An 11,789-nucleotide genomic window follows, 5' to 3' on the forward strand; every position below is an offset into this window, starting at 1 on the left:
CACGTTCATGGGTGTTCGCGTCATCTTTGTTGCGATTGCTGCAGGCAGGAGTGGGCTGTGGGTGGCGGGCCCGCCCTCGGGGGGCGGCAGGCTGGGAGGCGGTGTCGTGGTCGATGGCGCTGATGAGCGCCTCGATTGGGGCTTTGAACGGTTCGATGCTGCGGGCGGCGCGGCTGAGGAGCAGAGCACCCTCAAGCGCGGAGATGGTCAGGTCGGCGAGGACAGCGGCGCGACCGGCGGCGACGCCCAGCGGTTCGAAGCGGCTAACTAGCGCCGCCCGCCATCGTGCAAACACGCTGTCGAAGTCGGCGCTGAATTCCTCGTCGCGGGGGGCCAGCTCGAGGACCATCGTGGCGATCGCGCAGCCGCTTTGGTAGCCGGAGCGCTCGAAGCGGTCGGCGAGCATCTGGGCCAGCGCGCGGACGACGGATCCGGGGGTATCGGCGTGGCGGGCGGCCTGCTCGACCATTTCCTCGATCTCGTCACCGGCCATGGCGATGGCTTCGCGGGCCAGTTCCTGCTTGCCGCCGGGGAAGTGGAAGTAGGTCGAGCCGCGGGGTGCGCCGCTCTTGTTGACCACATCGGAGAAGGTGGTGGCGTGGTAGCCGCGCTGGCGGAACAGCTCGGCGGCGGCGTCGATCATCCGGGAACGGCTGTCAGTGCGTCGGGGCATGGTCGATTTTACGTTGACTTATGTATGACGTCCAACATAGCATCGAGCTAAGTCGGACATCATAGTTAGTAACGGTTGGAGGAAGTATGAGCGCGAAATGGACCCGTCATGACGTGCCAGGCCAGCAGGGACGGCTGGCCGTGGTCACCGGCGGAAACACCGGCCTGGGGTTCGAGACCGCCCAAGTACTCGCCTGGCGAGGCGCGTCGGTGGTCTTGGCCGTGCGGGACATCGAGAAGGGCAAGCGAGCCGCCGCCCGCATCGCCGACACCGCACCCGGCTCGGACGTCATGGTTCAGCCTCTCGACCTGACCTCCCTGGATTCGATACGCGCCGCCGCAGACGAGCTGCAGGCCCACCACCCCAGGATCGACGTGCTGATCAACAACGCCGGGGTCATGTTCACGCCGAAGCGGACGACGCGGGACGGCTTCGAGCTGCAGTTCGGAACCAACCACCTGGGGCACTTCGCCCTGACCGGACTGCTGCTCGAGTCGATGCTGCCGGTGCCGGGCTCCCGCGTGGTGACGGTCTCCAGCGCCGCGCATCGCATTCGCGGCCGGATCAACTTCGACGATCTCCAGGGCCAACGCTCGTACAGCCGGGTGGCCGCCTACAGCCAGTCGAAGCTGGCGAACCTGATGTTTACCTACGAGTTGCAGCGCCGGCTGTCCGGCCCGGGCACCACCATCGCGGTCGCCGCCCACCCAGGCCTGGCCGCAACCGAGCTCACGCGCAACTCGCCCGCGATCGCAGCGTTCTTCGCGCAGGCGATCAGCCAGAAGGCAGCCATCGGCGCACTGCCGATTCTGCGCGCTGCGACCGACCCCGGTGTGCTCGGCGGCCAGTACTACGGCCCACGCGGACTATTCGGCGCGAGGGGCTACCCCAAACTGGCCAAGTCCAACAAGAAATCTCACGACCCAGCCATCCAGCGCCGTCTGTGGACAGTCTCCGAAGAGCTGACCGGAGTCACGTTCCCGGTCTGACCCGGCCCGGCACGCAGCCTCCCTGCGTCGTACCACTGGCTCGCCGTCGGTCGCGAATGCGGTCTCCTCAGGCAGCTTGGGTCTCGCGGACTTCGACGACCGTGTCTGGCCCGGTTTCCCCCATCCGGCGAAGGAGCGAGGTGGCCACGCCTATCGACGCCGCTACCACCGACACGATAATTGCTGTCTTGAAGCCGTGGAGGAGGGTGGTGGAGGTATGACCGCCCTTGCTGGCTGCGTTGTTGACCGCGGTGACGATGGCGAGGACTAGCGCTCCCCCGAACTGGAACGACGTGTTCAAGAGACCACCGGCGAGGCCCTGTTCGTGTGGGGCTATACCGTTCGTGGCGGCCATGTTGAGTGGCCCGTAGGCGAGACCGAATCCGAGTCCGGCGAGGAGGAACGTGGGCAGCATGGCGGCCGCGTAGCTCGAACCGTGGCCGATCGGCAAGAACAGCGAGTAGGCGGTGACGGTGGAAGCCAGCCCGACGATGATGAGGCGGGGGATACCGAAGCGCTCGATCAGCAGTTGCAACCTCGGCGCGAGCACCGCGACGATCACGCCTGCCGGGAAGATGGACAGTCCGGCGTGCAGCGGAGACCAACCTCGGAGTTGCTGCATGTACAACATGGCAATGAACTGGAACCCGATCCACCCGCCGAACAAGGCCATCGCAGCGAAGTTGGCGCGGACGAGGGAGGAGGATCGAAGGATGCCTAGGCGTACCAAAGGCGCCTCGACGCGCTGCTCGTGCAAGACGAACCCCAGCAGTATCGCGATGGCCCCAGCGAACGAACCGACGGTACGACCGGTTGCCCATCCGACCTGGGGCGCTTCAACGACGGTGAACACGAGCAGCAGGACGGCGGTAGTAAGAGCGACCGCGCCGCTTACGTCGAACTTCTGGGTCAGGTTGGCCTTGCCTTCGGTGTTGGGCACGAACTTGACCGCACCGAGCAGGGTTATCGCGGCGACCGCGACCGGCACGAAGAAGACGTACCGCCAGCCGGCGGTCGAGAGTGCGCCGCCGAACACCAGACCGACAGAGAAGCCAGTCGCGCCGGTGGCGGTATAGACCGAGAGCGCCCGGTTACGGGCCGACCCCTCCGGAAAGGTCGTGGTGATGATCGATAGACCCGCTGGTGCTGTGAAGGCAGCGCTGATCCCCTTGACGAACCGGGTGGCGATCAGCATTCCTCCGGTGGTGGCGAGTCCGCCGAGACCGGATGCCACAAGGAAAACCCCGAGCGATACGAGGAACATTCGTCGTCGGCCCAGCAGGTCCGCCGCACGACCGCCGAGGAGAAGAAAGCCGCCGTAGCCGAGGACGTACGCGCTCACCACCCACTGGAGCGAACTGGTTGACATGTGCAGATCGGTGCGAATTGACGGCAACGCCACGCCGACCATCGATACGTCTAGAGCATCTAGGAACAAGGCGCCGCACAGGACCAAGAGCGAGGCCCAGGCGCTCCGTGAAAGTTGATTTGGCCCTTCGGCGCTGGCTTGGACTTGGTTCGCGGGCGCGACTGAAGAAGACATCGCAGGTTGCTCCTCTGAGGGGGATTGTTTCTAGGAAAAGGTTGCAACCGCCTTTAGTTCGGCGGTGGTGTATGTTTGATGAGCACCGTACAAGGATGTTCGATCTATGTCAAACAAGAAATCCAAGGACGAGACGAGCGTGCTTACGGTCCTGCAAGCGCTTTCGGATCCGGTCCGTTTAGACATCGTCAGACAACTCGCAGGATGTTCGGACGACTGCGGGATGACGTGCGGGAGCATCGAGATTCCCGTCACCAAGGCGACGGGAACCCACCACTTCAAGGTTCTCCTGGCGGCGGGGATCACGACCGAGCGAGAGGAGGGGAACCGCAAGTACATCCGGCTAAGGAGGGAGGAATTGAACGATCGGTTTCCCGGGTTGATCGACTTGGTGTTGAACAGCGAGTAGCTGGCCAGCTAGCCATCAGCGGTTAGCTCCGCCCTCCCCTGATCACCGCCGCCGGGCCGCTGGAAGCCTCGGGTGGGCGAATCGCGATTCGACAGCCGTACACAATCACCCGGCCTCGGGCGATAGCACGTTCGATTGATCAGCGGCTCAGGGCGAGGTCGTCGGAGGTTTCGTCGGGAGTGGTGGGGTGCGTGTCGTGTGGGTCTCCGGCGACCATGGCAGCGAGCAGGGAGAGGGCTTGGGCGCTCGGGCTGCCTGGCGCGACGTGGTAGAGGGTCAGTGTCTGGTGGTCGGTGTCGGGGATCGGCAGTTTTTGGAAGCTCAGCTCCATCGGGCCGATCAGGGGATGGTCGATGGCAACAGTGCCGCTGCGTTTGGGTCGGGCGTCGTGCCGCGCCCACAGCTGGCGGAAGCGCTCGCTTCGCACCGAGAGTTCTCCGACCAGTTCGTTGAGCCCGGGATCGTCCATGTCGGGCCCGACCTGGGCGCGCAGATGGGCGACGGCGGCCTGGGTGAGCCACTCCCAGTCTTGGTGAAGATCGCGCACGTGGGGGTCGAGGAACACGGCGCGGACGAGGTTGGTGCCCACAGCAAAGAAGTGCGGGAAAAGTGCAATGGCGAGAGGGTTGGCGACGAGCACGTCCGTGTAGCGGTTCTCGACGGCGGCGGGAGTGTCTGTCCAGGATTCGATCAGCTGCACGATGCCCGCGGGCACTTTCTCCGGTCGCTGATTTCGACGGCGCCTGGGGCGCGGGCGGCTGGCCAGGCGGTGGAGGTGGGCGGTGGCGTCGTCGTCGAGCTGCAGGGCCCGTGCGAGCGCGTCGAGAACCTGCGGGGAGGGATGCTGGTCGCGTCCCTGTTCGAGGCGGATGTAGTAGTCGGTGCTCACGCCGGCCAGCAACGCTACCTCCCCCCGTCGCAGCCCGGGCACCCGGCGACGGCCCTCGACAGCGGGCAGGCCGACGTCCTTCGGGCGGACCAGCTGACGACGAGCCCGAAGGTATTCGCCGATCAGGTTCTCACCTGCCACGCCAAAGACCATACGCCGAGCAGGCGGTGGGGAACATGGCCCTGCCGCTACCAGCCTCGACGGGTCTCTTGTGGGTGCGGGTCCCCGGCCGCACACTCGCCGCGTGACCGTCAGGAAGGTGCCACGTCCTCAAGACGTCGCGCCTGGGCCGTGTCGGTTCGAGGACCATCGGCCACGTTCGCCGAGCTTGATCCACACCATTGGTGGAGGTGAAAGGTGGGGAGCACCGATATGGACGGCAACCCGTCCGCCCAGGCAGCCCTCGTTCGGGAGATGAACGGGAAGCTCGAGGCCGGCAGCGCAACCGGACCGCCTGTCCGCAAGTTGTATGAGGACATGAGCGAGCCGACGCTGGGAACGATTTGGCACGCCGCCAGCGCGACCCCGATCACGGACCGACTTCTGGAGTGGCCCCCTGATGTCTTCGCGCTGACAAATGTGGTGCTGACGCGAGCGGAAGCGTTCCGCTACGCCCTCTCCGTTGAGGACTGGCCCCCCAGCGGGTTTGGCGAGTGGGCTGAGGCGGTCGAGGAGGCTGGCCGCCGATGGAGTGCCTGGGCCGAGGACCGGAGCGGCGCCCTGCCCGACCTGGTCGCCGCAGCGTGGAAGGTCTTTTGTGAGGGCGCCGACGTGTCGCTCGAGCAGCTGGCCACCCGGCGAGAGCACCGACTTCGTGAGGCGCTGTTGACGCTGCACGCCATCGCCGACGAGGCCTGCATCGGGCTGGGCGTGGCGCTGGACAGCTCCCACGCCGATGGGTGCGTGTATCGGGCCCGCGGCCGCGAGCTGCTGGCCCGCACCGGGTCGCTCGCCCGCATCGACGCCCGCGTCCTGCGCGTCCTGCCCAAGGTCATCACTCCGCCCACGGGACGGCTGGCGTTTTCCCGCTACGTCTGCGTTCAAGGCCCCGGCATCGACGCCCACTGGCACAAGATCCCGGCGCGCCATCGGGGTACCGACCTGCGCTCCGAGTACGCCACCTTGCTGTTGCTGCCGTGGCCGCTACGAGTGCAAGCATCCGACTTTCACCCGGTCGGCGATGTGCGGCGGCGGGCCAAGGACCCATATGGATTCTTCGAGTTCGCCCCCGCCGAAGGGCTCGACCTTGACCTGTTGGATCGGGTGCTGGTCGCTGCCCGCCAAGAGGCGGGCAGCGTCGACGTCGTCCTGCTGCCAGAGAGCGCCGTCGGCGAAGACGACATCGACGACGTCGAAACCCTGCTGGACCGCCACGGGGTGGTCAATCTGATAGCCGGGGTGCGCCAGACCACGCCACACTCGGGCCAGTTCCCCAACAATTGGCTGCACATGGGGTTCAACCCCAGACTCGAGAAGGGCGGGCGGGTGCCCAGCGAAGGACATCAACCGTGGTTTCACATACGCCAGAACAAACACCACCGCTGGTCGCTGGACGAAGACCAGGTGGAGCAGTACCACCTGGGCGGTGCCCTGCACCCCCACATCCGCTGGTGGGAAGCCATGGACGTACCCCGGAAGGAAATCCAGTTCGTCGAAGTAGCCGAACTGGTGCTGACCACGCTGGTGTGCGAGGACCTGGCCCACAACGACGAAATCGCGCAGCTCATCCGGTCGGTCGGCCCCACGTTGGTCATGAATATGCTGCTGGACGGGCCGCAGCTCCCCTCCCGCTGGACGGCCCGATACGCGAGCGTCCTGGCCGACGATCCCGGCTCGGCTGTCCTGACCCTGACCTCCTATGGGATGGTCGAGCGCTCCCGACCCGTCGGCCGAGACGCCTCTCGGGTCATCGCGCTATGGAAGGACCCCACCCGTGGCGTCCGCGAGATTCCGCTCGAGCCGGGCGCTCAGGGCGTTCTGCTAACCATCTGCATGGACCGCGCCACCCGCTACAGCGCCGACGGTCGGTGGCCAATCGACAACAGCACCTCCTGCTACGGCGTGGCCGTCCGCCAAGTCCACGCCGCCAACAACGACCCAGGCCCTGGAACACAACGCTCAGCGTCTACCGCCGCTAGCCAGCCGGTGCTGGAACTCGATGAGCTCACCATCCTCACTGCCTGGGCCGAGGGCGTATCGGAAGCGGCGGCCTACGCACCCGAGGGCATCGACCGGCTGCTGGCCGCCGCGGGCCCGGGGTCGACATGGCGAGCCGAGCTGCGCCTTCCGGAACCGGCCCCCTCACTCGCCGCCGCCATCGAATCGCTCGGCCGAGTGGTTCGAGCCGCCCCGCTACCAGCTGGCGCGACGACATTCGACGCCTTGCTCAGCGCAGCCACCTCGGATCACGCCGGCGCGACAACCCTAGACGCGGTGGCCCGACGGGCCTTGCTCTCCATGCTCGAAGAACGGCGCACCAGGCAACCCACCCAAGCCAGTGTCTCCCGCTGAGAACTCGCTCGGACGCTCATGTCCGGTCACTCCACGCCTGTTACGTTCATGCACTCCCACAGGCGTATGACAGCGTCGACTCGGGCTTTCTCGGTGACGGTGAAGTCCATGGTCGCCGGGCGCCGGCCCATAAGGGCGTCGGCTGATCCGGGGATCGGGACGACCAACTGCGGTCCGACATCGCTCTCGGCGAAGCCGGGGTCGTTGTCGGGGTCGTCGGGCGTCTGCTCGACAACCGACCATTCAGTGGCCGGGCACACTGCGGCGAGGCTGTCGATCAACTCGAGACCGGCTTCGCCTGCCTGGACCGAGACATTTCCGGTGTCGGTCCTGGTTCTGGCCCCGCGCTCGAGGGCGTCCAGCACCGCGGTTACCACGTCCACCGATTGGGCCGGCTCCATCTGGACGATGGTCGCCGCCGCCGTCATCGACAGGTCGGTGCCGAGATCATCGTGGGACGGCTCGGTCTGAAACTCGACGACAAAATCGTCAACCGCCGACGCGCCGTCGGTGCTGTGAACGTCGACTGAAAGGATGTTCCCGCCGTGCAGACCGATGACGGTCGCTACCTGGCCGAGAGCGCCCGCCCGGTCGGCGAGGCAAAGCCGGATACGCACGACGGAATTCACCGGCCGGACGGTACACGGCGTCCGCGGCCGGGGACCGAAATGGCGGCCAACATTCACACAAGCGCAATAGTTCCGTCGGCCGAACGAAATATTGACGTGGCCGCCGCATGCCGGCGGCCATCCGCCGCCCGATATATCGGCCCAAATGCGGCGACGACGTGGAGGCGCACGCATTTTCGGTATGAAGCCCCGACGGTGTTCGCGAAACGTTCATGCTCTGGTGACCCTCCGGAGACCGCGTGGCGGTTAGATGGCTTCGACGCCGACGTCCATCCTTCCCAGGAGACGAGGCGATCGCGCCGGGCGTGGCACCCGGGGTTCCATCCCCCCCGGGCGACCCGGGTGCCCCCGGCGATATCTGTAGCTCCACTCCTTGCTGGGCCAATGTCCGCATGGTCTGACTCTTCACACTGTCGAAACCAAGCCGTTACAGAACGTGAGGAACGTTTGGTGGGTGGGTGCGCTTCCGAGTTTCTCCGAGGTCGAGGGCACCGCCACCGACGACCGGCTGAGATGGTTCCAAACGGAGGTGCAAGGTCGACGAGCGGTCGGTGCAGTAGGAGGACGCCAGGGTCCACCTGTGCTGTTCCTTCACGGGTGGGCGCTCGGCAGCTACACCTACAAGCGGGCGCTCTCCCGCTTAGTGTCGCGTGGATGCCGGGTGTACGCCCCGGCGTTACCGTCTTTCGGCGGGACTGCCGGACTGCCCAGTTCTGAAACGACCCTCGATGGATACGCAGGTTGGGTGGCGGAATTCATGTGCACGGTCGGAGTCGATGAGCCGGCGATGGTGATCGGTCATTCGTTCGGCGGCGGGGTTGGCATCAAGCTCGCCGCTCAGCACCCAGACCTGGTGTCATATCTGGTTCTGCTCAACGCGGTCGGCGGCGTGTCGCCCAGACCTCCCTGGGACTGGGTGTCGGGGTTCGCTCGTGAACTGTGGCCTCTCACGTCGACAGTGGAGTTGATCGGTGCCGTACGGTCCGACCTCGTTCCTACTCTCACTGGCAACCCTTGCGGCGTCCTTCGAACGGCACTCCTGGCCCAACAAGCCGACCTTCGCGAGGAGGCACGGGAGTTGCGCGCCGAGGGGCTTCCAGTTCTGGTGCTCACCAGCCAGGGCGACGCGGTCGTTCCCCGGGCCGCATTTGAAACGTTGTGCAACGCTATCGGAACCCAGGGGCGGGTGGTCAAGGGCGGGCACACTTGGATGCTCGCCGATCCCGACTCCTTCGCGGCATCCATCGCGCCGGTCTTGGACGGACTGATCGCTAGCGACCGGAGATCGCGGGCCGCTTCTACGGCGAGCGATCTATCGGTGCTTCTCGCGACCATGCAGATGCCTCGACGACTGGCTTCGGACCTGGTCCGGAAGGCACCCCCCTTGTGGCTGCTGAGCGATTCCCCGTCGGTCCTGGCGGCCGACTTGGCATTGTGCCATCCGAAACTCCGCCCGCATGAAGTCCGGGCGGTCGCCCGTCCCATCGTCGATTCCGACGCCGTGAGGCTGGCCATTCTCACCACCGACAGAAAAGGACTATTGGCCGACAGCGCCGGAGTCCTCGCTGCCAGCGGTCTCTCCATTCTTCACGCCTCAGCCGCAACCTGGACCAGAAGGAACTTGGCTCTCCACTCGTTCATCATCGATGGAGGCCAATCGCTCACAGACGAAAGATGGAACGAACTGGGGCGCCGGCTCCAAGTCATGGCCGCCACCGTTCCACTCCCCGGCGCCAGAACTTCCGCTCCAGAACACGTCACGTCCCACGGCGGTGGTGGCGACCGACTTCTCGTGACCATAACCGTGCGCGACGAACCCGGAGCGCTATCAAACCTGTGCCGGAAGTTCTCCGATCACGGAATCAACATCGAGTCTCTCCACGCCCGGTCCGCTGGCGGCCGGGCAATCGACACCTTCTTGGTGTCGGGGATCAAGGACTCCGCCCAGGTTTCGAACATCTTCGAGGCCGAATCCTGGTCAGCGCCCCGCTCGCCAATCGTTGACCGCCGGGTGAACCAACGGAACTGGGATCCGAACCGTCGCCCGTCGTCCGCGCGCTTAAAGGTCGTGGTCAGCTAGTAGCACGAACCCGGCAGGCGAGTGACTCGACGGCCTCGCGGCAATCCGATAGCTCCTGGCCCCAAGCAACCACCTGCACTCCCTGCGCGGCCAGCGGCAGCGCTAGCGCCCTGGTCGTACCGCGGGATTCCTGAGTCGCCGCGCCGAACTTGCGTAGCGGATCGATGACTACGAGGGTCGAGATCGCCCGCGCGCCGTCAAGTACCGCACTGCTCCGCCAACCTGGCGCACGAGGACCAGCGGCGGTGTCCGATGACAGGAGCACCGATCCGGCGCCCGCGATCCGCAGCCTGCTCCGCCAGGTACCGGGCTCCTCACCGTGGCGTCCGATCACGAATTCGTCACGCCACGCAAGGCGGGCACCATCACCCATTCGGATGCGGGTATCAGCCACGTGGTCCGAGCCCGCAGCCGCCACGCCAGGCTCCGGGTTCCACATCAGAGTTGCCTCGCGGCCGATTCGAACGTTGATGACCATGGCCGAACGCTCGCAACCGGGACCAGGGCCCTTTCTGGCGAGGGTGGCGGACGTGGAACGCACTTCGGCATTGCATCCCGCCGCGACCGTCAAGCGGACCGAGAGCCGATCCCCGCCGATCGGGTGCGCACCTGCTCCCACCATCCATACCCCCCACTCTGTCGGGCGGAAGTAGAGCGCCCCCGAGCACCGCAGTTGCTCGACGATCGGGATCCCCCCATCCCCGCGCCCGAGGCGCAGACTTGCTGCGGAGCATTGGCTCACACCCGGGAGGCTTCGGCCAGGCATTTCTCGACCCAGTCGTGTACGCGCTCCACTCCTTCGCCTGTGCGCAACGAGATCATGCACACCGGGAGGTCCTTGCGTATGGCCTTGGCGTCGGTCTCCATCACCGAGAGGTTCGCTCCGACGAGGTCGGCCAGGTCGACCTTGTTGATGACGAGGAGGTCGGACCGGGTGACCCCCGGGCCGCCTTTCCTCGGCACCTTGTCTCCCCCTGCCACATCGACAACGAACACCTGCTTGTCCACCAGACCCCGTGAAAAGGTTGCGGTGAGGTTGTCACCGCCGCTTTCTACGACGACCATCTGAAGTGTCGGGAACGCGCGTCTTAGGCAGTCGATGGCATCCAGGTTGGCAGCGATGTCGTCGCGGATCGCGGTGTGAGGGCAGCACCCGGTCTCCACCGCCACGATCCGGTCGGGCTCCAAGACAGCGGCGCGCTTGAGGAAGTCAGCGTCCTCGGTCGTGTAGATGTCGTTCGTAACCACTCCTAGCTGAACCCGGCTCGAAAATGCTTTGCAAAGGTTCGCGACGAGGGCGGTCTTACCGCTTCCGACGGGTCCCCCTACGCCTAAGCGGAGAGGGCCCGGCTCAGTCGGTGTGGCGTCACGATGCAAATAGTCGTTCCTTTCTCCCGAAGTGCTCCTCGGCCAGCAGGTCGAGAATCGGCGACGACGGCGAGGGGATCTTCCGCAGCGGTCGCCTGGCGTCTCGCGCCGCGACTGCCGCCACCGCGTCGACGTCTTCGGCGATCCCCGCGAGGACCTTCCCTGTGCCGGCGGGATCCAGACCGAGCAGCCTCAGGGCAGCTGAAGCGGGACCGGCTACGGAGGCGTAAGCCGCCGACATCGCCGCTTCGCCAGGAGACAACCCCGCCACGGCGGCGACCACGCCCATCACGACCGCCTGATGGGGGTCGCTCCCGGTTAGAGCAGCAGCGGCAGCGAGGGACGCCAACGGATCGGCCTCGAAGACACGGTCGGCGGTCCGCAGCAACTGACCCCCCTGTTTTCGCGATGCGTACCGCGCTGCCGGGGAGGGCATCCTGGCATCGGATTCCATGTCAGCCACACGCCACAGACGGTCGAGATCGGCGCCATCCTGCACGCCGGCGCAGATGCGCGCCGCGATGCAAGCTCCGATGAGGCCCGCTGTAGCGAGCCGTCCTCTCAGGAACCCTTCGAGTTGGGGAAGGTCGTCGATCACACCGTCTTCGCATGCCTGCTCCACTCCCCCGGAGTGGGCGTGACCCCCTGCGGGGAAACGGGAATCCGACACCAGCAGCAGCAGCGATCTCACGGTCTGC

11 protein-coding genes are annotated in these 11,789 nt (G+C 66.0%); 4 read left to right on the forward strand and 7 right to left on the reverse strand.

Going from position 1 to position 11,789, the window contains the following annotated elements; genetic code table 11:
* On the reverse strand, positions 1 to 643 hold a 643-nt coding region (locus VFZ97_09860; protein HEX6393737.1), incomplete at its 3' end, for a TetR family transcriptional regulator.
* 116 nt (positions 644 to 759) lie between these two features.
* Here VFZ97_09860 and VFZ97_09865 point away from each other — a divergent pair.
* Entirely contained in the window at positions 760 to 1,662 is a 903-nt protein-coding gene (locus VFZ97_09865) for an SDR family NAD(P)-dependent oxidoreductase (GenBank protein HEX6393738.1), read from the forward strand.
* A gap of 67 nt (positions 1,663 to 1,729) precedes the next feature.
* On the opposite strand, the gene VFZ97_09870 is transcribed toward VFZ97_09865, so the two are convergent.
* Positions 1,730 to 3,205: an MFS transporter gene (locus VFZ97_09870; protein HEX6393739.1), complete on the reverse strand. Its 1,476-nt coding sequence runs from the start codon at positions 3,203 to 3,205 to the stop codon at positions 1,730 to 1,732.
* Between the two features lie 106 nt (positions 3,206 to 3,311).
* On the opposite strand from VFZ97_09870, the gene VFZ97_09875 reads away from it, so the two are divergent.
* The gene (locus VFZ97_09875) at positions 3,312 to 3,614 is read left to right on the forward strand and encodes a helix-turn-helix transcriptional regulator (protein ID HEX6393740.1); all 303 of its coding nucleotides are present in this window, start codon (positions 3,312 to 3,314) and stop codon (positions 3,612 to 3,614) included.
* A gap of 139 nt (positions 3,615 to 3,753) precedes the next feature.
* Here the strand turns inward: VFZ97_09875 and VFZ97_09880 are convergent, their stop codons facing one another.
* Entirely contained in the window at positions 3,754 to 4,644 is an 891-nt protein-coding gene (locus tag VFZ97_09880; GenBank protein HEX6393741.1) for a helix-turn-helix transcriptional regulator, read from the reverse strand.
* Between the two features lie 216 nt (positions 4,645 to 4,860).
* Here VFZ97_09880 and VFZ97_09885 point away from each other — a divergent pair, with 216 nt between their 5' ends.
* Positions 4,861 to 7,014 carry a hypothetical protein gene (locus tag VFZ97_09885; GenBank protein ID HEX6393742.1) on the forward strand — a complete coding sequence of 718 codons (2,154 nt, stop codon included), beginning with the start codon at positions 4,861 to 4,863 and terminating at the stop codon, positions 7,012 to 7,014.
* A gap of 26 nt (positions 7,015 to 7,040) precedes the next feature.
* Here the strand turns inward: VFZ97_09885 and VFZ97_09890 are convergent, their stop codons facing one another.
* Entirely contained in the window at positions 7,041 to 7,643 is a 603-nt protein-coding gene (locus tag VFZ97_09890) for an ACT domain-containing protein (GenBank protein HEX6393743.1), read from the reverse strand.
* 454 nt (positions 7,644 to 8,097) lie between these two features.
* On the opposite strand from VFZ97_09890, the gene VFZ97_09895 reads away from it, so the two are divergent.
* On the forward strand, positions 8,098 to 9,723 hold the full coding sequence (locus tag VFZ97_09895) for an alpha/beta fold hydrolase (GenBank protein HEX6393744.1): 1,626 nt from the start codon (positions 8,098 to 8,100) through the stop codon (positions 9,721 to 9,723).
* Here the strand turns inward: VFZ97_09895 and VFZ97_09900 are convergent.
* Genes VFZ97_09900 through VFZ97_09910 form a run of 3 tightly spaced genes read right to left on the reverse strand, consistent with a single transcriptional unit; the run spans position 9,716 to position 11,782 of the window.
* Positions 9,716 to 10,465 (reverse strand): urease accessory protein UreD, encoded by a 750-nt coding sequence (locus VFZ97_09900; GenBank protein ID HEX6393745.1) that lies wholly within the window; start codon positions 10,463 to 10,465, stop codon positions 9,716 to 9,718. The two genes, VFZ97_09895 and VFZ97_09900, sit on opposite strands and share 8 nt — an antisense overlap.
* Positions 10,462 to 11,100, reverse strand: coding sequence for an urease accessory protein UreG (gene ureG / locus VFZ97_09905; protein HEX6393746.1), 639 nt, complete (start codon positions 11,098 to 11,100; stop codon positions 10,462 to 10,464). Before ureG ends, VFZ97_09900 begins: the two co-directional genes overlap by 4 nt.
* Positions 11,090 to 11,782 carry an urease accessory UreF family protein gene (locus VFZ97_09910; GenBank protein ID HEX6393747.1) on the reverse strand — a complete coding sequence of 231 codons (693 nt, stop codon included), beginning with the start codon at positions 11,780 to 11,782 and terminating at the stop codon, positions 11,090 to 11,092. The genes ureG and VFZ97_09910 overlap by 11 nt, the downstream gene beginning before the upstream one ends.
* Positions 11,783 to 11,789 lie beyond the last annotated feature (7 nt).

It is taken from the genome of Acidimicrobiales bacterium, from assembly GCA_036378675.1.
GTDB lineage: Bacteria > Actinomycetota > Acidimicrobiia > Acidimicrobiales > Palsa-688 > DASUWA01.

What these genes read in the sequence shown, in the direction of transcription:
- VFZ97_09865 (HEX6393738.1), top strand. Translation starts at nt 760, where the DNA reads ATGAGCGCGAAATGGACCCGTCATGACGTGCCAGGCCAGCAGGGACGG.
- VFZ97_09870 (HEX6393739.1), bottom strand. Translation starts at nt 3,205, where the DNA reads ATGTCTTCTTCAGTCGCGCCCGCGAACCAAGTCCAAGCCAGCGCCGAA.
- VFZ97_09875 (HEX6393740.1), top strand. Translation starts at nt 3,312, where the DNA reads ATGTCAAACAAGAAATCCAAGGACGAGACGAGCGTGCTTACGGTCCTG.